Source organism: Methylobacterium sp. Leaf89 (assembly GCF_001422215.1).
GTDB lineage: Bacteria > Pseudomonadota > Alphaproteobacteria > Rhizobiales > Beijerinckiaceae > Methylobacterium.
In genome coordinates this window covers 101,805-128,252 of sequence record NZ_LMML01000012.1, presented here as the reverse complement: position 1 = coordinate 128,252, position 26,448 = coordinate 101,805, and the positions used below count along the sequence as shown (strand labels likewise).

The window sequence follows — 26,448 nt, the reverse complement described above, 5'->3', positions numbered from 1 at the left end:
ATCTCCAAGCCATGACCTTCATCGTCGTCACCATCGCGGGATCCGATTCGAGCGGCGGGGCCGGCATCCAGGCCGACCTGAAGACCTTCGCGGCCCTGCGGGTCTACGGGGCGAGCGTCATCACCGCCCTGACCGCGCAGAACACCCGCGGCGTCCAGGCCATCCACGACGTGCCGGCCGATTTCGTGACGGCGCAGATCGACAGCGTGTTCTCCGACCTCGCCGTCGGGGCGGTGAAGATCGGGATGCTGTCGCAGGTGGCCACCATCGAGGCGGTGGCGGCCGGCCTCGCCCGCCACGCGGGCCGGATCCCGATCGTGCTCGATCCCGTGATGGTGGCGACCTCGGGCGACCGGCTGATCTCGGAGGCCGCGGTGGAGGCCCTGCGCCGCCACCTCCTGCCGCTGGCCGACCTCGTCACACCCAACCTGCCGGAGACCGCGACCCTGATCGGCGAACCCACCGCCGAGACCGAGAACGCCGCCGTGGCCCAGGGGCGCCGCCTCCTTGCCATCGGGGCCAGGGCCGTCCTGGTGAAGGGCGGCCACGGCGAGGGCGACGAGAGCGTCGACCACCTGATGCGCGGCGACGGCACGCTCCGGCGCTTCGCCGCCCCGCGCATCCGCACCCGCAACACCCACGGAACCGGCTGCACCCTGTCGTCGGCCGTGGCCGCGGGCCTCGCCCGGGGCCTGCCGATGGTCGAGGCGGTCGCGCAGGCCAAGCGCTACGTTTCCGCCGCCATCGCGGGGGCGGACGGTGTTCCCGTCGGGCACGGCCACGGCCCGGTGCACCATTTCCATGCCCTCTGGGTCTGACCGCGCCTTGCGTCGCCCCGCCGTTTGCGTTTGAAGTACCGCACAAGCGTCCGGTTAACGGAACGGACGCGCGGATCTCGGAACAGATGGACGACCAGGTGACGACGCCCGAGCGCGGGCGGCAGCGGGACATACTCACCGGGGCGCAGGTGCTCTCCGGGCAGCTCGGCAAGACGATCCAGCGCCTGCGCAAGGCCTACAACCTGTCGCTGTCGGAGCTGGCCGAGCAGTCCGGGGTGGCCAAGTCGATCATCAGCCAGATCGAGCGCAACGAAACCAACCCGACCCTGGCCACCATCTGGCGCCTGAGCCAGGCCCTCGACGTCTCGATCGAGCGGGTGCTCGCGACGAGCGACGAGGAGCCCTTCATCGAGAAGACCTCCCGCGCCGATACGCCGATCCTGGTCTCGGACGACGGCAGGGTCCGCCTCGCCATCATCGGCTGGATCAAGACCGTCGAGTGGCTGCAATGGTACGACCTCACCGCCGATCCGGGCGGCGTGCTCGATTCCGACCCGCACCAGCGCGGCTCGGTGGAATCGCTGACGGTGACGTCGGGCCTGCTCGAGGTCGAGGTCGCCGGCACCGTCCAGCGCGCCCGGGCCGGCGAGACCCTGCGCTACCGCTGCGACCGGCCGCACACCGTGCGCTGCATCGGGCCGGAGCCGGCCAAGGCCATCATGGTCGTCATCATGAAGGCGGCCGTGATGGAATGAGGCCGGGAGGGCGTCGGCCCCACGAGCCTCAGCGGCCGGAATTCACCCAGGCCACCATCTCGCCCAGCACCCGCGCCAGCGCGGCATCGAGGCCCACGGCGGCGGTCCCGGCATCGACCTTCTGCACCGGCACGCGGGCGGTGAAGATCCGCGCCGCGATCACCTTGCCCGTGCCCTCCGCAATGATCTTGGCGGAGATGTCGACCACTGCCTCGCCGGAACCGGCGGCGATGTCGAAGGCCCGGATCTCGCTGATGAGCTGGTAGTCGGACACGATCTTGTCGCCCGGGCGGCTCACCGACTTCAGGCGGCCGGAATTCTCCAGGCTCTGGATCAGCCGCGTCTGGATCAGGCGCGGCAGGCGGTCGGCCCATTGGCCGCCGCCGAGGAAGGACAGGGCTCCGCCCGGCTCGCGCACGATGATGCGGTCCGCCTCGAAGGGCTGGATGCCCACGGGCTCGGCCACGCTGAACGACCGAGCCGCGCCGACGGCCCGCCCGCTGGGGGGCAGCGCGGCGAGATCGAAGGTGAGCGGCACCGCGCCGCCGCCGCAGCCGCCGAGGCCGGTGGCGAGAAGCATCGCGACGAGCGCGGGGGCCGTCTGGTGAAGTGTCATACGCATTCCGGAAACCCGTCGCCGCACTGACGCACAGCGTGGCGGTAAACTAACTCAAGTCCGGAATGTTGCCGTGCGCCGCAGCACGCATGGCCGGGGAGCGGTTGCTTCAACGACCACCGTTGTATTCCGGCAACGATGGCTTGCCGCCGAAGATGACCTGCGACGGATCCCGCTCGAGGCTCTTCACCGTGCGGTTCAGGGTGTTGAGCGTGCGCTGGCCGTCGGTCGAGAGCGCCTCCACCTCGCGCCGTCCGGTGCCGCTCAGGCGGTTGAAGCTGGTGGCGATGTTCGAGGTCCGCTTGTCGAGGTTCTCGGAGAGGGTCCGGAAGGCCCGCCCGGCGTCGCGGACGGAGATCGCCGCCTCGCGCACCTCGGTGAAGGTGCTGGTGCCGGCCGAGCCGGAGGCCGAGCCGAGGAAGCCCTCGGCCCCCTTCAGGACGGCATCGACGCGGTCGGCGGAGGCGTTGAGCTTGGCCGCCAGGGACCGGGCGTCCTTGAGGGCGCCCTCGATGTCCGGGCTCCCGGCGGCGAGGGCGCTCGAAAACCGCTCGGCATTGTCGATCACGCGATTCAGCTTCTGGCCGTCGATCGCCTTCACGAGGCCGCTCACCGCCGGCCCGGCCTCCGCGAGGGTCTTCGAGAAGGTTTCCACGTTGGCCAGGGTCCGGGTGATCGCGCCCTCGTTGCCGGCCACCACCTTGTCGAGGCGCTGGAGCACGTCGTCGGCGCGCTGGGCGATCTGCTTGGCCGCCGCCATCATGTCCTGGATGTCGGAGCTGTCGGCGAAGATCGTCGGCATCTGGTCGCCCGAGCCCGGCGTCAGGGCCGGGGCGTCGGCGTTGCCGCCCGACAGGGAGATCGTCGAGACGCCGGTGAGCATCGCCGAATCGAGGCGGGCGCGGGTGTCGGCGCGCAGGGGCGTTGTGCGCTCGACCTCCACGATGGCGACGACGCGGCGCGGGTCCTGCGGCAGCAGGCGCACGTCCATGACCTCGCCGACCTTGATGCCGTTGAAGGCCACGGTCGAGCCCTTGGCGAGCCCGCCGACGCTGCCGGAGAACACGATGCGCACGGCCTGCCGGACCTGGCTCCGGGACCCGCCCTGCAGCCAGAAGACGAAGCCGAAGGCCGCCACCAGGACCGCGAGGGTGAAGGCGCCGATCAGCGCGTAATTCGCACGAGTCTCCATCGGATCAGCAATACCTTGACGGGGTGGGGCGCGGGCGGTGCGCGGCGGCACGCCATGGGCGGCGGGCGTCAGGCCGGCGCATGAGGCGTGCCGGGCGAGACGACCGCGCGCCCGCGCTTGCCGTGGAAGTAGGCGCGCAGCCAGGGATGGTCGCTTGCGAGCATCTCAGCGATCGTGCCCTGCGCGATGATCTGGCCGTCGCCCAGGGCCGCGATGCGGTCGCAGGCGGTGTAGAGGCTGTCGAGGTCGTGGGTGACCATGAAGACGGTGAGGCCCAGCGTCCGCTTCAGGGTCGCCACGAGCTCGTCGAACTCCCCGGCGCCGATCGGGTCGAGGCCCGAGGTCGGCTCGTCGAGGAACAGGATCTCGGGGTCGAGGGCGAGGGAGCGGGCGAGGGCCGCGCGCTTGATCATGCCGCCGGAGAGTTCGGAGGGCAGCTTGTCGGCGGCATCCGGCTTCAGCCCGACCATCTCGATCTTCAGGCGGGCGAACTCGTCGAGGAGGCGGTCGGACAGGTTCAGATGCTCGCGCATCGGCATCTGGATGTTCTGCTTGACGGTGAGCGCCGAGAACAGCGCGCCCTGCTGGAAGAGCACGCCCCAGCGCTGCTCGATCTGGCGCCGCCGGGTCACGGTGAGGCCGTCCACGTCCTCGCCGAACACCTCGATGGTGCCGGCCCGCTTCGGCACGAGGCCGAGGATCGTCCGGGTCAGGACCGACTTGCCCTGGCCGGAGGGGCCGACGAAGCCCAGGATCTCGCCGCGCCGGATGTCGAGGTTCAGCCCCTTCATCACGATCTTGCTGCCGAAGCCGACCACGAGATCGCGCACGCGGATGATCGGCTCCGGCGCGACCGCGGGCGCCGGATGGCTGAGGCTCGTCTGCGGGTGCGGGGCGGACACGTTCGGGCCGAGCCTCAGAAATCGATCGCAGCGAAGAAGACGGCGAACAATCCGTCGAGGACGATCACCATGAAGATAGACTTGACGACTGAGGCCGTGACGTGGCGGCCCAGGGACTCGGCCGAGCCCTCCACGGCGAAGCCCTCGATGGTCGCGATGATGCCGATGATGAGCGCCATGAACGGCGCCTTGATCAGCCCCACCGCCACGTGGTGCAGCGAGACCGCGGCCTGCAGGCGCGCCAGGAAGGCGTCGACGGTCATGCCGCCGTAGAGCGAGGCGGTGAGGCCGCCGCCGGCCAGGGCCGCCAGGGAGGCGAGGAAGGTCAGGATCGGCAGGCCGATCACCAGGGCGAGGATCCGCGGGACGATCAGGATCTCGATGGGATCGAGTCCCATGACCCGCAGGGCGTCGACCTCCTCGCGCATCCGCATCGAGCCGATCTCGGCCGTGAAGGCCGAGCCGGAGCGCCCCGCCACCATGATCGAGGTGAGCAGCACGCCGAGTTCGCGCAGGATCAGGAGCCCGATCAGGTTCACGACGAAGCTCTGGGCGCCGAAGCGCTGGAGCTGGAAGATGCCCTGCTGGGCGACGATGCCGCCCACGAGGAACGAGATCAGCACGATGATCGGCACGCCCCGGAAGGCGACCTGCTCGATCTGGTTGACGAGGGCGGTTCCCCGGAAGGTGCCGGGGCGGGCCGCGACCCGGATGCAGGCGGTGACGACCTCGCCGAAGAAGGCGAGCCCCGTGACGAAATCCGACTTCGCGCCGACCACGCGCCGCCCGAGATCGTCGAGGAAGCCGAAGAGGCGGCCGCGCCGGGGCGGCGGCGGTTCGGCGGGGCGCAGCTTCACCTCGCTCAGAAGGATGCGGTGCTCGGGCGTCGCGCCCGCATAGGCCAGGCGCCCGCCGGCGGCCTCGATCTCCGCGCGGGTCCGCTCCAGCACCCAGGCGCCGAGGGTGTCCAGGCGGGCGACCCCGCTGAGATCGACGAGGAGGGCCGTGCCGGCGGCGCTGCCGGCGATGCGCGCGGCGGCGACCTCCACGGCCGCGCCCTGGTCGGCGGTCCAGCGTCCGGACAGGCCGACGCGACCGCCCGCGAGGATCGCGGCGTCGGCAGCTTCCGGAAGGGTCCTAATCTCGGCTCTAGCCAATGACGCCGCACTCCATGCCGCGGTCACGGTACACCGATCCGGGTTACCGGACGGTCAAGGTTAATCGGGTTGTCCTGCCCCCTGACCCACAATCGTGGTGCTGTGAAGGCTGAACGCGCGGGCGGCCTGCGCGGCGCGTGCCGCGAGGCACAAGCCGATGCCGGCCAGGGGCGCCATCAACACGAAGGCGAGAGGCCCGCCCCCGGCCTGGTAGGCGGCGCCGGTCATCAGGGTGGCGCTGGCCGAGGCGAGGGCGCCCGCGGAACTGACCGTGCCCTGGGCCCGCCCGCGGGCGCCGTCCGGGGCGAAGCGCGACACCGCCGCCATGGCGCCGAGCTGCGTCGCCCCGAAGGTGAGGCCGTGCAGGACCTGGAGGGCGATCACCGCCCCGAGGCGATCCCCGAACGCGGCCATGCCGAACGCCCGCAGGAGGGCGGCACCGCCGCCGAGGCCGAGCAGGACGAAGGGGTTGCGCCAGCGCGCAGGCAGGCGGCCCACCAGGGCGAAGAGCAGGATCTCGGAGGCGACGCCGATGGCCCAGAGGGTGCCGATCCACGCAGGGGCGATGCCGTGGGTGCTCCAGTGGATGCTCCCGAAGGCGTAGATCGCCGCGTGGCTCGACTGGATCAGGGCCGCCGCCCCGATCGAGAACCACAGGACGCGGGGCAGGGCGGGCCGGCCGGCCTCGGGGTGGCGGGGCGGGACCGGGGGCGCGTCGATGCGGGCCGCCGCCACGACCCCGGCGGCGATCAGCGCCAGCACGGTGAGGAGGAGGGGCACGGCGAGGCGCTCGCCCATCGCCCCGAGGGCGGCGCCGCCGGCGAAGTTGGCGAGGAGGAAGCCGATGGAGCCGGCCATCCGGATCCGCGCGTAGTCGAGCCGGCGGCTCCGGCGCACGGCCCCCAGGGTGAGGTAGTCGATGCTGGGCACCAGGGGGGCGGCCGCGACGGCATTCAGCGCGATGAGGAGGGCGAGCACGGGCCAGCCGAGGGCGGCGCCCGTGGGCATCAGCCCGTAGGTTCCGGCCAGGACCAGGCTGCCGGCGAGCAGGATCCGCGGCGCGGCGATCCCCCGGTCGATCAGCCCGACCAGGGGGGCGGTGGCGACGATGCGGATCGCGATCGGCAGGGCCAGCAGGGCGCCGATGACGGCCGCGTCGAGCCCGAGGGCGTTGAGCCAGACCGGCATGAACGGCATGGCGATGCCGATCTCGACGAAGACGACGGCGTAGAGCACCGACAGCCGAAAGGCGTTCGGCTCCGGGGGAGCAGGAGAAGGGTCAGACACAGCGACCGGACTGGGACGAGGTGGGCCTGTGGGAACGTCGCGTCAGGCGGACGCTGCGTAAAGCCGGCGTTAAAACGATCCTGTCAACCTGAGACGGCTTGGACCCGGCCATCGCGTGCCGGCCCCCGCGGCCAAGGACACGTACTTGATGTCGAGTTCCCATTCGCTGACGTCCCTCGACATCTCGGAATACGATCGCATCGAAGCGGCGATGACCGAGAGCGAGCGCGGTCGCTGGTTCCTCGACGCCTATCTCCGCCGCAACCGCACCAGCGACACCGGGATCCTCCTCGACGCGATCGCCCGCCTGGAGAGCGTGGTCACCCGCGATCGCGAGAGCAGCCAGATGGGGCGCGTGCGCGGCGACCTCATGGACATGGCCCACGCCATCGCCCGCACGAAGGCCGAGATCGCCGCCATCAACGCACCCGAGCAGGATCAGAGCCGGCTCGGCGGCGCCTCCGCGGCCCTCGACGCCATCGTGCGCTCCACCGAGAACGCGACCTCCGATATCCTCAGCGCCGCCGAGCACGTGCAGGAGGCCGCCTGGACCCTGCGGGAATCCGGCTCCGACGCCGCGATCTGCGACGAGCTCGACCGGCGCGCCACCGCCATCTACACCGCCTGCTCGTTCCAGGATCTCACCGCCCAGCGCACGGCGCGCATCATCCACACCCTGCGCTACCTCGAAGAGCGCCTCGCCGCCATGATGGCGATCTGGGGCGATGCCCTCGATCCGGTCCCGGCGGGCCCCGGGGGGTCGAGCGCGCCCGAGGTTCAGGCCGACCTCTGCCAGAGCGACGTCGACCGCTACATCGACATGGACGGATCGTCCGCGGAGCCGGTGCCGCCCGTGGCCTTCGCCCGGGCGCCGCTGTCGGACGACCCGTCCGCCGAGGACGACATCGTCTTCCTGGAGGCGACCGACGCCCTGGCGGACAGCGCCTCCGCGACGGCGCCCCCGGAGGCGTCCGCGCGTGCGGACGACCCGCACGCCGAGGACGCACCCTCGCCCGGCGAGGCCGCCTTCGCTGTCTCCGAAGCGGCCGAGCCCGCGGCCCCGGATGCGGCCGAGGCGATGGTCGCGCCGGAGGAGCCCGAGGCCGAGCCGAGCCCGACGGGTGAAGACGAGGACGCTCCGGCCGGGGATCTGCCCGAGACGCTGCCGACGGCGACGATCCGGGTCTCGGAGCAGGCGCAGACCGACATCGCGACGGCCTTCGCCGAGATCGATGCGCTGTCCGAGGACGAGAAGCGCGCGCTCTTCTCCTGAGGACCGAACCCGTGAGCGGCGCGGGGTCGCGCCGTCCACGGAAGGAGGCGCGCGGCTGCGGCGCGGCTGCTACAACGCCGCCATGCCCGCCGTCATGCCCGCCGCCCAAACCCTGCACCTGCTGAAGCTCTGCGTCGGTCCCGCCAGCATCGGCGATCTCGAGGCGCGCATCGCCCACACCCGCGCGGCGGCCCTGCGCGAGGGGCGCGATCCCGCCCCGGTGCACACCACCCGCATGGTGCCGACCCGCGCCGCCGAGATCGTCGGGCGCGGCTCGATCTACTGGGTCATCAAGGGCACGCTGCTGTGCCGCCAGTCCATCACCGCCATCACGCCGTTCACGGATGCGGACGGGATCGGCCGCTGCCGGCTGATCCTGCAGCCCGACGTCACCGCCGTGTCGCCGCGTCCCTGCCGGCCGTTCCAGGGCTGGCGCTACCTGAAGGCGGAGGATGCGCCGGCCGACCTCGACGCCCGCACGGCGGGCGGGCTCGCCGAGATGCCGGAATCCCTGCGCCGCGAACTCGCCGGCCTCGGCCTGATCTGACGCGCGCCGGTCCGCGACGGAAAAACCCCCGCCCTCCGGGGGGAGGGCGGGGGTCCGTTCGTCCGGTCCGGAGCGTGCGGAGCCCTACGCCCCGTCGAAGCGGCCGCTGGCATGGGCCAGCATGGTGTAGACCTTGCCGGTCTCCGAGGTGAGGTAGGCATCCGCCCGCGAGGAGTCGCGGTCGTTCTTCGAGACGTCGCCGAGCAGGCGCTCGAACTCGCCCACGTAGCGGTCGACCGTGCGCTGGAAATCGTCGTCCGCGGCGTAGCGGCGGCGCACCTCCTCGAAGGTCTGCCGGCCCTGGGCCGTGTAGATCCGCCGGTCGAACAGGTTCGGCTCGCCCCGGCGATAGCGCTCCCACAGCTCCACCGCGGTCTGGTGGTCGATCATCTTGGCGATGTCGCTGGAGATCGTCTCGAGGGCGGTGCGCCCGCGCTCGGCGGCGTTCTTCTGGGCTTCCGCCTGCTGCGTCGTGGCCGCAGCCGGCGCGTCCGGCGCCGGGTCCGCATCCTCGTCGAGGGAGGCCCGCGTCAGCAGGTCGGAGAGCCAGCCGCGGCCTTCGCCCGGCCGGGCCTCGGCGCGGGACGCCGGGCCGGTCCGTCCCGCCGCGGGGGCGGAGACGAGGTTCATCGACGTGCCGGGGCGGCCCGCCGGAGCCGCGGCCTTCGCCGCCGTTGCCGCGGCCGGCTTGGCCAGGGCCGCGACCGGCTTGGCCGGGGCGGCCTTCGCCGGAGCGGTCGCGGCGGGAGCGGGGGCCGGCGCCGGGGCGGCGGGGCGCTTCGGCTCCGACACCTGCGGAACCGCCGCGTCCACCGCGCGGCCCGCGCTCTGGACCAAGCCGGAAAGCTCGGTCAGGGCCTTGAGCTGCTCGGAGACCACCCGGCGCATCTCGCCGGTGGCGTCCTGCGTGTCGCGCGGGATTTCCAGCACCCCGCGCTGGAGGTCGGCCCGGGTGGCATCGAGCTCGCGCCGGATCTCGGCCGCCATCTCGCGCAGGCCGGAGACGGAGTCCCCGAAGCGGCCGGAGGCGGTTTCGAGGACGCCCATCATCTGCTGCGACGCCGCCTCGATGGCGGTGCGCACGGCCTCGGCGGTGCGCCCGCTCTCGCTGTCGGCGCTGGCGCGCAGGCCCTCGAACGCAGCGGCGACGGCGGTCCCGGCGCCCGCGGCGGTCTCGGACAGGCTGGTGCCCAGGGCCCGCGCCCGCTCCTCGGCGGCGCGCAGGGTCTCGCCGATCATCGCGTCGAAGCGCGCGGTCTGCGCGTCGAGGGTGCCGGAGCGCTCCTCGATCCGCGACAGCACGCTGGCGATGGCGGCCTCGCGCTCGCCCAGACGGTCCGCGAGGCGGCTCTCGGCGCCCTGGATCTGGCCGGCCGCGCCCTGCAGCTGCCCGGCGGCGCCTTCGAGGTGGCCGACGGCCTGCCGCAGGGTCCCCGCATGGGTGCGGCCGATCTCGTCGAGGGCACGGCCGCGCTCGTCGAGGGAGGCCGCCAGCTCGGCGGCGTCCCGCAGGGCGCCCTCGGCCACGTTCCGGAGAAGGTGGACCTGCTCGGACACGCCCGCGCTGGCCCGATCCGTCTCGCTGGCCACGGCCGCCAGGCCGTCGCGGATGTCGGCGATCCGGTGCGAGAGGCCCGCCTCGATGTGGCCGAGGTTCTGGCCGGTTCCCGCCAGGAGCTCGCGCAGGGCGTCGTTGGCCCCGTCGATCCGCTCGAGGATGGCTGCGAGTTCGCCGCGCATCTGGGCGTTGGCGTCGTTCAGGGAGGCGATGGCCCGGGTCGCACCGCCGTCGATGGCCGAGAGCAGCGTCTCGGCGGAGGCGCGGGACTGGGCGGCCAGGGCTTCGGTGCGCTCGCGGATGGCGGCCACCAGCGGCGCGCCGCTCTCCTGCAGGGCGCGCTCGATGGCGTCGCCGCGCAGCGCCAGGGCTTCCACGAGCTGGGCCGCCGGTCCGTCCACGATCTCGCGCAGGCGCTCGGACTGGTCCGTCAGCTGGGCGACCACCGCGTTCCCGCGTCCGTCGAGGGTCTCGACCAGGGCACCGCCCCCCGTCTCGATGGCGCGGGTGATGGTCTCGGCGCTCTCCGCCAGCCGGCGGGCGAGGGCTTGGCCACGGGCCTCCATGAGTCCGGCCAGGGCCGTCGAGCGACGGTCGAACGCCTCGGTCATGGCGCCGGTGCCGGTGTCGAGCAGGGCCGCCACGGCCTCGTTGCGCTGGTCGAGGGCCGCGGCCAGGGCCTGGCTGTGCGCCTCGGCGAGGGCCGCGTGGCGGTCGACCCGCGCGTCGAAGGCCGCCAGCATCGCCGCGGTGCGCTGGTCGACCAGGGACGCGTAGGCGTCCTGGCGGTCGTCGAAGGCCGTGGCCAGGGCGTCGCCGCGCGAGGCGACGAGGGTGGCGAACACCTTCATCCGGGTGTCGATGCGGCTCGTGAAGGCCTCCGACCGGTTGTCCACCGCCTCCGTCAGGGCCTGGCCCTGCGTGTCGATGGTGCGGGCGAACTCCGCCGCGCTGGCCTCCACGAGGCCGCCGAGGGCCGTGAGCCGCTCGTCGAACATCGCCGCGAGGGCGCTGCCGCGGTCCTCGGCCTGCTGGGCCAGGACGTTGGCGCGGTGATCCACGGTCTCGTCGAGGGTCCGGAGCTGGCTGTCGAAGACCGAAGCGAGGGTGTGGGTCCGCTCCGCGACGCGGTCGGCCAGGGCGCCGGCGCGTCCATCCACCAGGCTCTCGAGGGCACGCAGGCGCTCGTCGAAGATCGCCGCGAGCGCGAGGCCGCGCTCCTCGGTCTGGCGGGAGAGGCTGTCGGCCCGGTGCTCGACCGTCTCGTCGAGGGTCCGGAGCTGGGTGTCGAACACCGAGGCGAGGGTGCGGGTCCGCTCCTCGACGCGGTCGGCCAGGGTGCCGGCGCGCCCGTCCACCAGGCCCTCCAGGGCCCCCAGGCGCTCGTCGAAGATCGCCACGAGGGCGCGGGTCCGGTCGTCCGCCTGTGCGGCGAGGCCGGTGGCGCGCTCCTCGAAGAGGGAGACCAGGGTCTGCGCCATGGCCTCGGCCTGCTGGCGCAGGGCGCCCGCCCGTTCATCCACCACCTGGTCGAGGGCACCGACCCGCGTGTCGATGAGCGAGACCAGTGCCTGGGCGCGGGCATCGACTTCGTCGGACAGGGTGCCGGTGCGGTGGTCGACGAGGCGGTCGAGGGCGCCGAGCCGCTCGTCGAACAGGGTGGTGAGGCCGCGCGTCTGGGTCTCGACCCGGTCGGTCAGGGCCTCGGCGCGGCCGTCGATCAGGCCGTCGAGGGCACTCAGGACTTCGTCGAACAGGCCGCGCAGGCCCTGGGCCCGGGCGTCGAGCGACTGGGTCAGGTGGTTGCCGCGGCCGTCGACGATCGCGTCGAGGGCGCCGATGCGCTGGTCGAGGAGGGCCGTCAGGGCCTCGGTCCGGCCCTCGAGGGTCTCGGTCAGCTGCGCGCCGCGATGGTCGACGAGCTGGCCCAGGATGTTGATGCGATGGTCGAACAGGTTGGCGAGCGCGCGGGTGCGCTCGTCCACGGCCTGGGCCATCTCGCCGCTCCGGCGCTCGACCACGTCGTCCAAGCTTCCGAGGCGCTGGTCGAACTGCTCGACCAGGCTCTGGGCCTGAGCCCCCAGCGTCTCGGTAAGGCGCCTGCCGCGGGTGTCCACGAGCTCGTCGAGCACACCGATGCGCTGGTCGAAGGTCTCCGCGAGGGCGCGGGTCCTGGCCTCGACCGAGTCCGCGAGGCTGCCGCCGCGACGGTCGACCACCTCGTCGAGGTGCTCGATGCGCTCGTCGAAGAGGGTGGCCAGGGCCTGCGTCCGCGCCTCGACCGCCTCGGCGGCACTGCCGAGGCTGGCCGCGATGGTGTCCACGAACGCCCGGCCGCGCTGGTCGAGCGTGTCGTGCAGCGGCGCGATGCGGTCGCTGAAGTTGGAGCCCAGGGAGCTGGCGTGGTTGTCGAGCAGCGCCCGGATCTCCCCCGTGCGGTCGTCGAGCAGCTGGTGGACCGTGCGCACGCCCTCGTCGAGGAGCGAGCTGATGTCGGAGGTCCGGCGGTCGAGGGTGGTGCCGAGGCGGCCCTCGCCCTCGCTGAGCTGGCGATCGGCCTCCGTGACCATGTCGCGCAGGCGAGCGAGGATCGTCTCGCCGCGCTGCTCCAGCACCGCGCCGAGGGAATTGCTGCCGAGGTCGAACAGCCGGGCGAGCTCGGTGATGCGGCCGCCGAGGGCGCCGAACACGGCGCGCCCCTTCTCGTCGAGCTCGGTGCCCATCGCGGCGGTGCGGGCATCGATGAGGCGGACGAGCTCGTCGGCGCGCTGCGAGAACGCCTCGCGGATGGCCACGGCCTGGGTGTCGAGGGCCTGGTTGGCGCTCCCGGTGCGCTCGACGATCATGTCGACGAGCTCGCGGGTGCGGGTCGCCAGATCCTCGTCCACCGCGCGGGTGCGGCTCTCGATCAGGCGGATCGCCTCGAAGGCCTGGGCTCCGAACGACTCCTCGATGAGGCGGCTGCGCTCCTCGAGGGCGGTACCGATCGCTTCCAGGCGACCGAGCACGCCGGCATCGAAGCGGCCGGCGCCCTCGTCGAGGCGGCGGGACAGCTCCAGGGTCTGCTCGTCGAGGCGGCGGGCGATGTCCGCCGAGCGCTCGCCGAGGACGTCGCCGAGGCTGGCGCCGCGCTGGGCGATGTCGAGGGCCATGGTATCCGCCCGCGTGTCGAGGGCCTGGACCAGGTCGCGGCCGCCCTCGGCCATGACGCGGGCCATCTCGGCGGTCCGCACGATCAGGGCTTCGTTCAGGGCGGTGGCGCGGCCGCCGAGATGGCCGTCGATCTGGGCGACCAGGTTGGCGAAGGTCTCGCCGATCTCGGTCGAACGACGGGCGGAGCGCTCCTCGAGGGCGCCGAGCTGGCTCTCGACGGTTTCCTGGGCCTCCCGGGTGCGGGCGGCGATGCTGTCGGCCACCACCTTGCCCTGCACCGTGATGACGCGGTCCATCTCCTCGAGGCGACCGGACACGGATTCCGTGAGGGCGGCGGTGTCGCGGGCGATGCGCTCGGCCAGGATGTCGCCGCGGGCGATGGTCTCCTGGAGGGTCGCGAGGCGGTCGTTGAGCACGCGGTCGATCGCCTGGACGCGGGTCTCGGTGGTGTCGGCGAAGCTGGCGCCGGTCTGGTTGAGGGCGTCGTTCACCCGCGCGCCCTGCGCGGTGACGGCCAGCACGATGTCGCGCCCGGTATTGGCGAGCTGGGTCTGGGCGTCCTGCGCCTGGGAGGCGATGAGGTTGCCCAGGGTCCGGCCGTGGTTGTCGAAGACCGTCTCGACGTCGCGGATGCGGGCGATGAGATCGCCGCCGAGGCCGTCGGCCGCACGGGCGATGGTGCCGGCGGCCTCCTCGGCGCGCCGGGCCAGCTCGTCGTTGACGGCATCCAGGGTGCTGCGCAGGGCCTCGATGGAGGCGCTGGCCCTGCTGCCCACCGTGCCGCCGAGGCCGTCGGCGGCGTTGCGCAGGAGCTCGGCCGCCTCGGCGGTCCGGGCCGCGAGATCGGCCGACGTGGCGGCCAGCCGGGTCTCGAAGATCTGCACCGCCTCGACGGTGCGGGCCTCCAGCTCGCCGGTGGCGCTGGCGGAGGCGCGGCGCAGGGACTGCGCGGCCTCGGTGGTGCTGGCGCCGAGGGCCACGGTGGTCTCCTCCGCGCTGCGGCGGAAGGTGTCGGCGGCCTCGGACGTCCGGTTGCCGATCTCGGATTCGAGGGTCGCGGCCGTGGCGCGCAGGCTGTCCACCGCCTCCAGGGCCCGGGTCTCGAAGGTGTAGCCGAGGGCCGACAGGGCGCCCTCGAGCGTCTGCGTGGCTTCCTGCGTCCGCAGGCGCACGAGTTCGCCGACGCGATCGCCGGTCGCCCCGAGGGTGGATTCCAGGGTCGCGCCCTCGACCGTGACGGTCCGATGCAGCTGGTTCGCCACCGTCTCGATGCGCTCGGCCAGGGCCGCGCCGTGCTGGTCCAGACCGTTGGCGAGGCCTTCCACCGAGCGGAGGAGATCGTCGCGCACGCCGCCGGCCCGGTTGCCGAAGGTCTCCACGATGGCGCTGGCGGCGAGGGCCAGGGCGGCCTGTGCCTCGCGGCCCGACGCGTCGATGCGCTCGGAGACCGAACCGCCATGCACGTCGATCGTCTCCCGCAGGCGGGTGGCCGCGGCCTCGATGCGCTCGGCCAGGGTGCCGCCGCGCTCGTCGAGGCGGGTCGTCGCGTCCTCCACCGAGCCGATCAGGGTCTCCCGGAGGGCGTCCGCGCGGGCGCCGAAGCTCTCGATGATCGCGCTGGCGGCCAGCGCCAGGCCGGCCTGGGTGTCGCGGCCGCGGGTCTCGAACAGGTTCGAGACTTCCGAGCCGTGGACCGTGATGGTCTCGTGCAGGCGGGCCGCGGCGGTCTCGATGCGATCGGCCAGGGCGCCGCCCTGGGTGTCGAGGCCGGAGGCGATGCCGTCGACGGAGCGGACGAGGTCCTCCCGCACGCCGTCGGCGCGGGCCGTGAAGGTCTCGATGATGCTGCCGGCGGCGGCGGCCAGACCCGTCTGGGCCTCGCGGGCCCGGGCCTCGATGAGGGCGGACACGCCGGTGCCGGCGGTCTCGATCTCGCTGCGCAGGGCATCGCCGCGCACGGAGATGTCGTGGGTGAGGGCGGCGCCGGTCTCGGCGAAGTGGGCGCGCAGGGCATCGCCCGTCTCGGCGAAGCGCGCGGTGATCTCGCCGCCCGTGGAGGAGAACTGGGCCGTCAGCTCGGAGCCGCGGGCCAGGAAGGCCTCTTCGAGGCCGCGCGCGGACAGTTCGAAGGTCTGGCGGACTTCGCCGCCCTGGCGGTTCAGGGCCTCGATGACCTCGGAACCGGTCTGGGCCAGGGTCCGCGCCACCTGCCCGGCATTCTCCGCCAGGGTGGTGGTGAGGATGCCGCCGGTGCGCTCGAAGGCCCGGGTGACCTCGTCGGCCCGGGTCTCCAGGGACAGGGTGAGGGCGCTGCCGACCTCCGCGAGGCTGCCGCGCACCCCCTCGCTGGTGGAGGCGAGGCGCTGCACGAGGTCGTCTCCGCGGCCGGAGACCAGCTCGACCACCCGGTCGCCGGCCTCGCCGAGGGCGGCGGTGATCGCGTCGCCGCGGTCGCCGAGGGCCGAGGTGATGGCCTCGCCGCGGGCGTCGAGGGCGCTGGTGACCCGGTCGCCGGCGCCGTTCACCGCGGAGACGATGCGCTCGGCGGCGCCGTCGAGCTCCGCCGTCAGGCTCTGGTGGGTGCCCGTGATGGCCCCGCGCACGCGCTCCGCATTGGCGATGATCGACTCGCGCTGGGCGACGAGCTCCTCGACGAGGGAGCGGATGCGGATCTCGTTGTCGGAATAGGCCCGCTCCAGGGTCGCGATCTCGCCGCGCACCAGGGTCTCGAGCTCGCCCGCCCGGGCCAGGGCCCGCTCGACGCCGTCGCCCACCGCCGCGACCTCGCGCCGGACGGTCTGCGACATGGTGAGCACCGCGTCGGTGGAGAAGTTCTCGGGCTCGGCCAGACGGATCGCCACCTCGCCCACGGCGCGGGCGACGAGGCGCATCTCCTGGGCGCGCACGGCGAGCATCCCCATGATGGCGAACAGCACCACGGGGCCCACGAGGGCGGTCGCCGCCACGGCGCCCTGAAGCGCGGTCAGGCCCTGGAAGAAGCCGCGCAGGTCGCCGGAGGACTGCACCCAGGCCAGGGCGAGGAGGCCGGCGATCCAGAGGGCGCCCGCCGCGGCGGCGATGAGGTAGGGGGTGCGCGAGGGGCGCACGCGCAGGGTCTGCTGCAGGATGCCGATGTTCTGGCGATCGTCGTTGGCCACCATGGAACGGTCGGGCGGCAGGAGGCCGCCCTCGCGGCGCGGCCGGTTGCGGTCCGGCGGCGGCAGGTCCGAGGCGAGGGGCTGGTCGAGGTCGAGGCGGGGCGGCGCGAGGCGACCGCTGGGATCGCGCAAGGGATCGCCGTCGCCGACATCCGGCAGGCGGGGTTCCACCCGGGATGCCTCGTCGCCCTGAGCGAAAGCGTCGAGGTTGAGAGCCTGCTCGATCGCCGACAGAGCCGCCTCGGCCGGGTCCTTGAGCTTCTTTTCCGTGGCCATTCAACGCCTCGTTACGCGTATCCCGATCGGCGGCCGCGCCCGTCGATCAAGGTTACTTTTACCAATTTACCAAGGAACTTTAGACTTCGGCACAGGGCTCGGATACCCGAGCCGGCCGCAGCGCCCAAAAAACCTTAACGGAATGGTTACCAAGCCGAGGGCCGGTACCGCGCCGTCGTCTTTCTGCATGATGCCTCAACGCGTAGACGGAAGCGAACGACGGCGGGGCTCAGCTGTGGATAGTCAGGATGGCCGCCGCCGCAGGCGCGCGAGGATGCAGTGCGAGAACCGGATTTCCCAGACCCGTCGGCGGCGGTGCTCCTCGATGCCGACCACCTGTCGCGCCAGACCTTCGGCGACGCCGCGCTGGCCGCGGAGCTCCTCGGGCTCTTCGCGGACCAGTGCCACCGCCTCCTGCCGGGAATCGTCGATCCGGACCGGGAGCCGGCCGAGCGGGCCGACCTCGCCCATACCCTGAAGGGCTCGGCTCTCGGGATCGGTGCGGTCCGCGTCGCCCGGATCTCGGGGGCGATCGAGGACGCGCTGCGCGCCGGTGGGACGGACGTCCCCGCCGAAACGCTCGCCGCCGCAATCGCCGAAACCCTCGCGACCTCGACGCGACCCCTCTGAAATACCGGGCCCGGACGTCGCGTCGCGGATCGTCGATGGAACGGCGCGGCCGCTGCGGCGTAAGCGCAGGAAACATCGCCCGGTCGGCGAGCGCGCTTGCATTCGGAGGCCTGCCCCTTCAAGGCAGGCTCTGCGCCGCACAACCGGCCGTACTACGCGTTGTCCGAGCCCGGAGCCCCCGATGCCCAAGATCACCTACGTCGACCACGCCGGAACGGCCAGGACCGTGGAGGGCGACGTGGGATCGACCGTGATGGAAGCGGCGATCCGCAACAACGTACCGGGGATCGATGCGGAATGCGGCGGCGCCTGTGCCTGCGCCACCTGCCACGTCTACGTCGATGCGGCCTGGGCCGAGGTCGTGGGTCCCGCCGAGGCGATGGAGCAGGACATGCTCGATTTCGCCTCCGACGTGCGCGCGACCTCGCGGCTGTGCTGCCAGATCCGCATCACCCCGGAGCTGGACGGGCTTAGCGTCACGACGCCGGCGCGTCAGGGCTGAAGGGGCGCTCGAAGCCCGCCAGCGCGCGAGGCCGCCCGAGCCCGGCGCCGGATTTCCGATGGCGGTAGAGTAACTTACCGGACCAAAGTCCGCATCGCCGCATCGATGCCTTCGAGGTTGAGCGGGAACATGCGCTCTCCCATCAGCCGGCGGATCATCCCGATCGACTGGGTGTAGGCCCAGTGTTCCGCCGGAACGGGGTTCAGCCAGACCGTCTTCGGAAACCGCTCGAGGATGCGGTTCAGCCAGACCTCGCCAGGTTCCTCGTTCCAGTGCTCCACCGATCCGCCCGCCATGGCGATCTCGTACGGGCTCATGGAGGCGTCGCCGACGAACACCACGCGATAGTCCGGCGGATAGGTCCGCAGCACGTCGAGGAGTGGCAGTGTCTCGTCGTGCCGGCGCCGGTTCTCGCGCCAGACGCGCTCATAGGGGCAGTTGTGGAAGTAGAAGTGCTCGAAGTGCTTGAACTCCGAGCGGGCAGCGGAGAACAACTCCTCGGCCAAAGCCACGTGGAAGTCCATCGAGCCGCCCACGTCGAGGAACAGTAAGACCTTCACGGCATTGCGCCGCTCCGGCCGGAGCCTCACGTCGAGGTAGCCCTTGGCGGCGGTCTCGCGGATGGTGCCGTCGAGGTCGAGTTCGTCCGCCGCGCCGCTGCGGGCGAAGCGGCGCAGGCGTCGCAGAGCGACCCGCATGTTGCGGGTGCCGAGCTCGACCGTGTCGTCAAGGTCCCGGAATTCTCGCTTGTCCCAGACCTTCACGGCGCGGAAGTTGCGGTTGCCGTCCTGGCCGATCCGGATGCCCTCCGGATTGTAGCCGTAGGCCCCGAACGGCGAGGTGCCGCCGGTGCCGATCCACTTGTTGCCGCCCTGGTGGCGCTCGCGCTGTTCGGCGAGGCGCTGTTTCAGGGTCTCGAACAGATTGTCCCAGCCGAGCGCCTGCAATTCCGCCTTCTCGGCATCGGTGAGGTACTTCTCGGCGAGCTTGCGCAGCCATTCCTCCGGGATCGCCGTCGGTTCGGATGCCGCGCCCAGGGTCTCGATGCCCTTGAACACGGTACCGAACACGCGGTCGAAACGGTCGAGGTTGCGCTCGTCCTTTACCAGGGCCGTACGGGCCAGGAGGTAGAACTCTTCGATCCGCTTCTCGGCGAGGTCCCGGTCGAGCGCACCCAGGAGCGTCAGGAACTCCCGCAGCGTGACGGGGACCTTGGCGTCGCGCAGGGCGGTGAAGAACTGGAGCAGCATGGGGCGACAACGCGGGAAGCCGGTGTCGCGGTCAAGACCCGACCCGCGCCCGACGCCTGGCCGAGTCACATACGTTAAGCTGGGTATAACCCAGGATTTCTGTTGATAGTGCCAAGCGGACGTTATTCCAGCGAACAGGACTTGTCATCTGAATCGAACATCTTGGCCCCACGGTCTCGTGCAAGTCAGGGCAAGTCGTCAGGGCGCATGGTCTTCGGGTTGAGTTGGGAGTGACCGACATGGCGCTCGCGTTGCGCTCGTTGAGCGATTTCAAGCGGTTCCTTTCGGAGCCGGGCGCGACGATTCAGGTGGTGCGCAACACCTTCATCGACCGGCAACCCGCCTCCTTCGCGGACGCCTACCGGGCCAAGGGAATGTACGAGCCGCGCACCATCCGGGCGGTTTCCAAGAAGGCGGCGATCTTCTCGATCCAGGGGCATCCGACGACGATCTGGCTTTACTGGGACAAGGGCACGCGCAAATGGCGCTTCAACGACGATACGGTGACGATCCCGCTCGACACCGGCCTCGGTCCGCCGGACGAGATCGTCTATCGCTGCAGCTACGCGCCCGGCATGGATCCGGCAGCCCATTCGTCCGTCCGTCGGGCCAAGCCCCGAACGCCGAAGCCGCCCGATGCCCTCAAGCCGGCATCTCCGAAGCCGCCACCGGGGCTCAAGGCCGGGCGGAGCGGCACTGTCCCCGGTCCATCCAAACCATCCGCTTCGAACTCCCTGTCCGTGCCCGTGATGCCCCCCCGTGGCCAGGGCCGGCTGCTCTGAAGCGCTCGGGTTCGTTCCTCAGGCGGTCTTGCTGACCGGTTTGGCCTCGTCCGCAGGCGTCGCGTCCCGGACTTCCACGACCTTGCCGACGGTGCGGCGAGCCCGAAAGGCCGGCCGGACCTCGGTCTCCTTCCGCTTCAGCATCGCCCGATACTCGTCGCGTCGTTCGTGGATCGAAGCGATCACGAGCCCCATCGGCACGCCGACATCGACGAGGACGGCTTCAGAGAGCTGGAGCGATGCCTCGATGGTTTCGGGAACCGCATCATCGACGCCCATCTCGTAGAGCGCGGTGGCGTGTCGGGCATCGCGCGCCCGCGCCACGATGGTGATGTCGCGCCGCTCGGCCCGGGCTGCTTCCACCACCGCCTCGACGGCCCTGGGATTGTCCAGGGTAACGACGAGGGCCCGGGCATTGGCGATGTCGCAGCGGCGCAGCAGCTCGGGATTGGCCGAATCCCCAAAGTAGACCGGATTACCCAGACGCCGATGTTCCGAGACTCGGGCCGCATCCGCGTCGAGGGCGAGATACGGGATCTTGTGTCGGACCAGCATCTCGCCAACGAGCCGCCCGACGCGGCCGTATCCCGCGATGATGACCCGGTTCTGCTGACGATCCGGCACCGGCTCGGCCCGCGCCCGGCCGAGCTGCGCGGTCGAGAGTCGCTTGCCGAGGCGTCGTGCCAGCACTGCGAGGGCCGGGATCGCGATCATGGTCACCGTGGTCACGACCAGGGCGGCCTGCCCGACCTCCTCGGGCACGAGCCCGCCCGCCAAGGCGCCACCGATCAGCACGAAGGCGAACTCGCCGCCGGGACCCAGCAGAAGGGCTGCTTCGACGGCCACTGCCCGGGACAGCTTCAGAAAACGCGCGGCGATGACGATGACGGCGCCCTTGATGAGGATCAGGGCCAGGGCGAGCCCCAGCACCGCGCCCGGGGCCGACATGAGGTGGGCTGGATCGAGATTCATGCCCACGGAGACGAAGAATACCCCCAGCAGCAGGCCCTTGAACGGGTCGATCGTCGCCTCGATCGCGCGGCGATACTCGGTCTCCGCCAGCAACAGCCCGGCCACGAAGGCGCCGAGGGTCATCGAGAGCCCGGCGGCGGCGGCCGTCACGGCGGTGCCGATGATGACGAGGAGGCAGGCCGCCATGAACAGCTCGGGCGAGCGCGTTCGGGCCACCAGCTGGAACAGCGGCCGCAGCGCCACGCGTCCCACCACGACGATTACCACGATGGCGACAGCCGCCTGACCGAGAGCGAGGGCGAGGGCGCCCCCCACATCCGAGCCGTCGTTCCTGCCGAGCACCGCGATGGCAAACAGGACCGGGGCCACCGCGAGGTCCTGGAACAGCAAGACCGCGAAGCTTGCGCGGCCCGCCGGGGTATTCAGTCGCTTCTGGTCCGCCAGGACCGGCAGCACGATCGCGGTCGAGGACAGAGCGAGGGCCAGTCCGACGATGATCGCGGCGGCGAGCGGCACTGACAGGGACAGGAGGATCAGGCCGATCACGACCGAGGAGGCAAGGACCTGGATGGAGCCGAGGCCGAAGACGAGGCGGCGGAGCGTTCGCAGACGTTCCCACGAGAGCTCGACGCCGATCATGAACATGAGGAAGATCACGCCGAACTCGGCGAGGTGCGCGATCTCCGCCCGGTTGGCGATGGTGAAGGTCGAGACCCAGTGGTGCGTCTCGGCGAAGCGTCCGAGACCGAAGGGACCGAGGAGTGCGCCCGCCCCGATGAAGCCCAGCACCGGACTGATGCGCAGCCGATGGAACAACGGTACCACCACGCCCGCGGTGACGAGGAATAGGATCGCTTCCTTGTAGGAGCCGGCGTGCACGTCCGTCATCAGTCGGGGATGTCTCCAGCGGCCGGAGCAATGGACGGGCGCGCCCCGGCCCAGTCCGTCTATGACCATGGGCACCGGGGCCATCCCGGCGCAACAGCGCACACACGCGGAAACAACAAAATGGTCGGCTGCGACCATTCGGATGGGGAGACCGTGCTGGTCAGCACCGCTGATGCGGCGCAAAAACGGCACAATATGCGCATAAGGCAAAGCCTTAACGGACGGTTAAGCGCGCAGCGTCGCGTTTCGAGACACGAGTGCCCCATGCGAAAGACGCCGCCCAACCGCGACGTGCAACGTGAAGCCCGAGACTGGCGCCGGGAGTCCGACCGCTGGACTCACGAACGACATATCGAGAGGGGCTACCGCATCAAGTGGGGCTACGTCGCGATCGCCTATCTCGTCGAGTTCATGGTCATCGGTGCCTCGCTCTGGGGAGCGTGGCTGTTCGCTGGCGTCTACAGCGACGGCGACTCGCAGGCGTTCTACTTCATGCTCCTCGCCCCGCTGGTCTACGCGGCGGTGGAGCTGTGCCGCGTCCCCCTCGGGATTCTGGCCCGCACGCAGCGCTCTTATTTCATCCGCGCGCTGGCGATCGTCGGCATCATCTTCGCGGCCGGCGTTACCACCAAGTCGGTGTCCCAGCTCGGCGAAATGATGTTTCATCCGCGCCTGATGGACGCCGCCAAGGCGAAGACCGCCCTGAAGGACGCACAGGCCGATCGCGGCACCATCGACAACCGCATCGCCACGGCGGATGCGCGGGTCGCGCAGTACACGACCGAGCTCGATCAGATCGAGAAGCGCGCTGCCGAGAACGCCAGCCAGCTCGCCGGCTTGCCGGCGCAGCGCTGCGAACGCGTCTACGGCACTAACAGCCGTGGTCAGCGCTACTCGAACATGAAGTGCGTCACCGATCCGCGCACGGCGACCCTCAATGCGAGCGTCGCGAAGGCCGGCTCCGACCGGGGCGCCGTGACGAAGATGCTCGAAGAGGCACGCAAGGCCCGCGGCGACCTCGATCGGGGCGCGGCGGAGCGCAAGGTCGCCGACGCCGAGCAGGCCTATCGCAACTCGGTCAACCGCTCGCAGCTGCACTCCTTCACCGCCATGGTCTACGGCGTCGACCCGATCGACGTGAGCGAGGCGCAGGTCCACGCCTTCCTGCGGATCTTCGTGTTCGTGCCGGCGGTCTGTGCCGCTTTCGCGTCGACGATCCTCGCCCTCTGCGCCGTGTCGGTGCGCAAGACCTTCATGGACGAGGATGACCTCGGTGCCACCGTCGACCCGGCCGCGACCCCCTACATGCTCGACTCGATCACCGACGCCCTGCGCCAGGAAATGGCCTTGAGCCAGCCTCGAGGCGTGCCGGATGAGCCTTCCGTCGCTGCCCAGGCGCCGGCCGCCGCGACACCCGCGGCTCCGGCAACGGCCGCGGCCGGCGGCGCGGTGATCCCGATCGATCGACGTGGCTCGGCACAGGCCGCGAGCGCAGGAGCCGGCGCGTGAGCATCCATACCCCCGGCACCCCTGAGAATGTCGTCCTCGCTCAGAGCGTGAACGGACGCCTTCGGGCCGAGGCGCGCATCATCGCCGCGCGCGCTTTCCTGTTCCGCTCCATCGGGGCAGGCGCCTTCCTGCTTCTCGCCGGCGCCGGACTCGGCGCGGCGTCCTACGGCTATGCCTACATGAACCAGTTCGATTCGGCGGCGGAGAAGATTGCGGCCGCGATGCAGGCGGCCCTGTCCGACGTGACCCTGAAGACCAAGGGCGAGGTCACACTGACGGATAACGTCCTCAAGCTCGAGGGCGGGGTGCCGAAGGCGGGTGGAGCGCCGATTCCGACGAAGGCGCAGCTCGGCAACGACGCCGCGCCGGCCTCGAAGGCCCCCGTGAACACCACCTTCACCGTGTTCAAGCAGGTGCCCTACATGGACGGCCAAATCGTCACCGGCTGGAACTTTCGTGCGAACGAAGACCAGCCGTTCCAGCAATACTGCTACTTCTCCCGGCGCCAGAACGAGGCGAAGGGGCAGGTCGAGATCAAGATCGATCTCGCTATGGACGGAAAGACGCTGCCCCAACCGCAGAAATCCGACGTCAACCTCGGCATCCTGGCATCGAACTGCGTCTGGCACGACGGAAAGACGCTCTAGCACGACCGGTCTTCGTCGGCCGCGGACGGTGCCTTGCGGGGATCCCGGCCGCGCTCTAACCCCGGATTTCTCAGCGTCCCCATCCCGCGAGTTCCGCCATGCGCTTCACCGGTACCGCCGACTACGTCGCGACCTCCGACCTGACCACGGCGGTGAACGCCGCCATCGTGCTGGAGCGACCGCTGCTGGTGAAGGGGGAACCCGGTACCGGCAAGACGGTGCTGGCCGAGGAGATCGCTAAGGGCCTCGGTGCGCCACTCCTCACCTGGAACGTCAAGTCGACCACTAAGGCGCAGCAGGGCCTCTACGAATACGACGCAGTCTCGCGCCTGCGCGACAGCCAGCTCGGCGACCCGCGCGTCTCGGACATCGGCAACTACATCCGGCGCGGCAAGCTGTGGGAGGCCTTCACCGCCCCCGAGCGCCCGGTGCTGCTCATCGACGAGATCGACAAGGCCGACATCGAATTTCCGAACGACCTCCTGACCGAACTCGATCGGATGGAATTCCACGTCTACGAAACCGGCGAGACGGTTCGGGCCGAGCGGCGCCCGATCGTCATCATCACCTCGAACAACGAGAAGGAGCTGCCGGACGCCTTCCTGCGGCGCTGCTTCTTCCACTACATCAAGTTCCCCGACGCCGAGACCCTGAAGGCCATCGTCGAGGTACACTATCCGGGTATCAAGCACCGTCTGGTCGAGGAGGCCCTGCGCGTCTTCCTCGAGACCCGCGAGGTCCCGGGTCTGAAGAAGAAGCCCTCGACCTCCGAGCTACTCGACTGGCTCAAGCTTCTCGTCTCCGAAGACGTGGCGCCCGAGACCCTGCGCGAGCGCGATGGCCGCAAGCTGATCCCGCCGCTGCACGGTGCGCTCCTGAAGAACGAGCAGGATGTCGGGCTGTTCGAGAAGCTCGCCTTCCTCATGCGGCGCGAGCAGCGCGGTAACTAAGCCGCACCATCGGGCGTCGGCCCCTGGCCCGGCGCATCGGCGGAACCCAGATAGATCGGGCGGCCCGCGCAAGGTTCGTCTCCAGTGGAACGCTTCCGATGAATCTGAAGAAGCTCGGTCGCACCGGCCTCGACGTCTCGCCTCTCTGCCTCGGCTGCATGACCTACGGGGTTCCCGAGCGCGGTCCCCATCCCTGGACCCTGCGCGAGGACGAGAGCCGGCCGATGATCAAGCGGGCGCTCGATCTCGGCATCAACTTCTTCGACACCGCCAATGCCTATTCGGACGGCACCAGTGAGGAGATCGTCGGGCGCGCCCTGCACGACTATGCCGACCGCGACGCCGTCGTGCTCGCCACCAAGTGTTTCTTTCCTCTGAAGAGCCAGCCCAATGCCGGTGGACTCTCGCGCAAGGCGATCTTCGCCTCCATCGATGCCAGTCTCAAGCGCCTCGGCACCGACTATGTCGACCTCTTCCAGATCCACCGCTGGGATTACGGGACGCCGATCGAGGTCACGCTGGAAGCGCTCCACGACGTGGTGAAGGCCGGAAAAGCCCGCTACATCGGCGCCTCATCGATGTACGCTTGGCAGTTCGCCAAGGCGCTCTTCACGGCCGACCGCTACGGCTGGACCCGCTTCGCCACGATGCAGGACCACTACAACCTGCTGCACCGGGAAGAGGAGCGTGAGATGCTGCCGCTCTGTCTGGATCAGGACATCGCGGTGCTGCCCTGGAGCCCTCTGGCCCGGGGTCGGCTGACCCGCGACTGGGATGTGCGCAGCGCGCGTCAGGATAGCGACGAGGTCGGCCGGCATCTCTACGCCTCCGCAGATGCGGCCGATCGGGCCATCGTCGCTCAGGTCTCGACCATCGCCACCACGCGGGGCGTGCCGCGCGCCCAGGTCGCCCTGGCCTGGTTGCTCCAGAAATCGGTGGTGACCGCGCCGATCATCGGCGCGTCAAAGCCGAGCCATCTCGCGGATGCCGTCGCGGCTCTCGATCTCGACCTTACGAGCGAGGAGGTGAGTGCCCTCGAAGCGCCCTATACCCCGCATCCCGTCGTCGGATTCACCTGAAAGTCCAAGCCCGCATGCGTCGCCTGATCCTCCTGCGTCACGCCAAGTCCGACCGTCCGCCCGGCATCGCCGATCTCGATCGCCCGCTGAACAACCGCGGCAAGCGCGCCGCCCCGCAGATGGGGGCGTACCTTTCGGCCGAAGGCTTGATTCCCGAGGCGGTCGTCGTGTCTCCGGCACAGCGCACCCGCGAGACCTGGGATGCGATACAGAGCGCCCTGCAGGGGCCCGAGGCCGAGATCGTCCCATCGATTTACGAGGCGCCGGAAACGGCCTTGCTCGCCGTCGTGCGGTCGACGCCGAATATGGTGGGGAGCCTCCTGATGATCGGTCACAATCCCGGCCTGCAGGATCTGGCGATGCGGCTGGCCGGCTCCGGCGACAAGGACGGACGCAAGCGGCTGGCGCTGGAGTTTCCCACCGCTTCTGTGGTGGTCCTGGATTTCGACGGGGACGCCTGGAATGCGGTCGCTGCCGGGATGGGACGGCTGGAGCGGTTCGTCGCCCCGAGGGACATCGACATCGCGGATTGAACCCTTCTGGCCCGGACGCCGTTGCCCTGATCCCGAACAAGCTTCGCAGATCC

Annotated in this window: 19 protein-coding genes and 1 pseudogene; 12 read left to right on the top strand and 8 right to left on the bottom strand. The window is 70.9% G+C overall.

Annotation, left to right across the window (positions count from 1 at the left end):
* The first annotated feature begins 11 nt into the window (after window positions 1-11).
* Both thiD and ASF18_RS06865 read left to right on the top strand, forming a co-directional pair.
* Window positions 12-818: a bifunctional hydroxymethylpyrimidine kinase/phosphomethylpyrimidine kinase gene (gene thiD / locus ASF18_RS06870; protein WP_056350385.1), complete on the top strand. Its 807-nt coding sequence runs from the start codon at window positions 12-14 to the stop codon at window positions 816-818.
* Between the two features lie 86 nt (window positions 819-904).
* Window positions 905-1,534 carry an XRE family transcriptional regulator gene (locus ASF18_RS06865; protein ID WP_056217184.1) on the top strand — a complete coding sequence of 210 codons (630 nt, stop codon included), beginning with the start codon at window positions 905-907 and terminating at the stop codon, window positions 1,532-1,534.
* 28 nt (window positions 1,535-1,562) lie between these two features.
* Here ASF18_RS06865 and ASF18_RS06860 read toward each other — a convergent pair whose 3' ends face one another.
* The 5 genes from ASF18_RS06860 to ASF18_RS06840 form a co-directional block, all read right to left on the bottom strand.
* Entirely contained in the window at window positions 1,563-2,156 is a 594-nt protein-coding gene (locus ASF18_RS06860; RefSeq protein ID WP_056269677.1) for an ABC-type transport auxiliary lipoprotein family protein, read from the bottom strand.
* A gap of 103 nt (window positions 2,157-2,259) precedes the next feature.
* Entirely contained in the window at window positions 2,260-3,342 is a 1,083-nt protein-coding gene (locus ASF18_RS06855) for an MlaD family protein (RefSeq protein WP_056217193.1), read from the bottom strand.
* Between the two features lie 68 nt (window positions 3,343-3,410).
* The gene (locus ASF18_RS06850) at window positions 3,411-4,133 is read right to left on the bottom strand and encodes an ABC transporter ATP-binding protein (protein WP_244472617.1); all 723 of its coding nucleotides are present in this window, start codon (window positions 4,131-4,133) and stop codon (window positions 3,411-3,413) included.
* 125 nt (window positions 4,134-4,258) lie between these two features.
* On the bottom strand, window positions 4,259-5,401 hold the full coding sequence (locus ASF18_RS06845) for an MlaE family lipid ABC transporter permease subunit (RefSeq protein WP_056217196.1): 1,143 nt from the start codon (window positions 5,399-5,401) through the stop codon (window positions 4,259-4,261).
* A gap of 60 nt (window positions 5,402-5,461) precedes the next feature.
* Entirely contained in the window at window positions 5,462-6,637 is a 1,176-nt protein-coding gene (locus ASF18_RS06840) for an MFS transporter (protein ID WP_244472605.1), read from the bottom strand.
* Between the two features lie 199 nt (window positions 6,638-6,836).
* On the opposite strand from ASF18_RS06840, the gene ASF18_RS06835 reads away from it, so the two are divergent.
* Both ASF18_RS06835 and ASF18_RS06830 read left to right on the top strand, forming a co-directional pair.
* Window positions 6,837-7,961, top strand: a complete 1,125-nt coding sequence (locus tag ASF18_RS06835; protein ID WP_056350383.1) for a hypothetical protein — start codon at window positions 6,837-6,839, stop codon at window positions 7,959-7,961.
* A gap of 82 nt (window positions 7,962-8,043) precedes the next feature.
* Window positions 8,044-8,508 (top strand): DUF1489 domain-containing protein, encoded by a 465-nt coding sequence (locus ASF18_RS06830; protein WP_244472604.1) that lies wholly within the window; start codon window positions 8,044-8,046, stop codon window positions 8,506-8,508.
* 84 nt (window positions 8,509-8,592) lie between these two features.
* On the opposite strand, the gene ASF18_RS06825 is transcribed toward ASF18_RS06830, so the two are convergent.
* Window positions 8,593-16,653, bottom strand: a complete 8,061-nt coding sequence (locus ASF18_RS06825; RefSeq protein WP_056350381.1) for a hypothetical protein — start codon at window positions 16,651-16,653, stop codon at window positions 8,593-8,595.
* Between the two features lie 279 nt (window positions 16,654-16,932).
* On the opposite strand from ASF18_RS06825, the gene ASF18_RS06820 reads away from it, so the two are divergent.
* Both ASF18_RS06820 and ASF18_RS06815 read left to right on the top strand, forming a co-directional pair.
* Complete coding sequence (locus ASF18_RS06820; protein WP_082487177.1) at window positions 16,933-17,283, top strand: Hpt domain-containing protein; 351 nt, start codon at window positions 16,933-16,935, stop codon at window positions 17,281-17,283.
* 181 nt (window positions 17,284-17,464) lie between these two features.
* Window positions 17,465-17,785 (top strand): 2Fe-2S iron-sulfur cluster-binding protein, encoded by a 321-nt coding sequence (locus tag ASF18_RS06815; RefSeq protein WP_055954982.1) that lies wholly within the window; start codon window positions 17,465-17,467, stop codon window positions 17,783-17,785.
* Window positions 17,786-17,859: 74 nt separating this feature from the next.
* On the opposite strand, the gene ASF18_RS06810 is transcribed toward ASF18_RS06815, so the two are convergent.
* The gene (locus tag ASF18_RS06810) at window positions 17,860-19,035 is read right to left on the bottom strand and encodes a VWA domain-containing protein (RefSeq protein WP_056350379.1); all 1,176 of its coding nucleotides are present in this window, start codon (window positions 19,033-19,035) and stop codon (window positions 17,860-17,862) included.
* Between the two features lie 239 nt (window positions 19,036-19,274).
* On the opposite strand from ASF18_RS06810, the pseudogene ASF18_RS25155 reads away from it, so the two are divergent.
* Window positions 19,275-19,598, top strand: a pseudogene (locus ASF18_RS25155) (hypothetical protein); the annotation flags it as partial.
* Window positions 19,599-19,835: 237 nt separating this feature from the next.
* Here the strand turns inward: ASF18_RS25155 and ASF18_RS06800 are convergent.
* Window positions 19,836-21,677: a cation:proton antiporter gene (locus ASF18_RS06800; protein WP_056350377.1), complete on the bottom strand. Its 1,842-nt coding sequence runs from the start codon at window positions 21,675-21,677 to the stop codon at window positions 19,836-19,838.
* 264 nt (window positions 21,678-21,941) lie between these two features.
* Here ASF18_RS06800 and ASF18_RS06795 point away from each other — a divergent pair, with 264 nt between their 5' ends.
* From ASF18_RS06795 to ASF18_RS06775, 5 genes are all read left to right on the top strand, one after another.
* Complete coding sequence (locus ASF18_RS06795) at window positions 21,942-23,186, top strand: hypothetical protein (protein WP_056350374.1); 1,245 nt, start codon at window positions 21,942-21,944, stop codon at window positions 23,184-23,186.
* Complete coding sequence (locus tag ASF18_RS06790; RefSeq protein ID WP_056217218.1) at window positions 23,183-23,833, top strand: hypothetical protein; 651 nt, start codon at window positions 23,183-23,185, stop codon at window positions 23,831-23,833. The genes ASF18_RS06795 and ASF18_RS06790 overlap by 4 nt, the downstream gene beginning before the upstream one ends.
* 98 nt (window positions 23,834-23,931) lie before the next feature.
* Window positions 23,932-24,783 carry a MoxR family ATPase gene (locus ASF18_RS06785; RefSeq protein ID WP_056217221.1) on the top strand — a complete coding sequence of 284 codons (852 nt, stop codon included), beginning with the start codon at window positions 23,932-23,934 and terminating at the stop codon, window positions 24,781-24,783.
* A 98-nt stretch (window positions 24,784-24,881) separates the two neighbouring features.
* A complete protein-coding gene (locus ASF18_RS06780; protein WP_056269645.1) occupies window positions 24,882-25,862 on the top strand; it encodes an aldo/keto reductase in 981 nt (326 codons plus the stop codon).
* A gap of 14 nt (window positions 25,863-25,876) precedes the next feature.
* The gene (locus ASF18_RS06775; protein WP_056350372.1) at window positions 25,877-26,395 is read left to right on the top strand and encodes a histidine phosphatase family protein; all 519 of its coding nucleotides are present in this window, start codon (window positions 25,877-25,879) and stop codon (window positions 26,393-26,395) included.
* Window positions 26,396-26,448 lie beyond the last annotated feature (53 nt).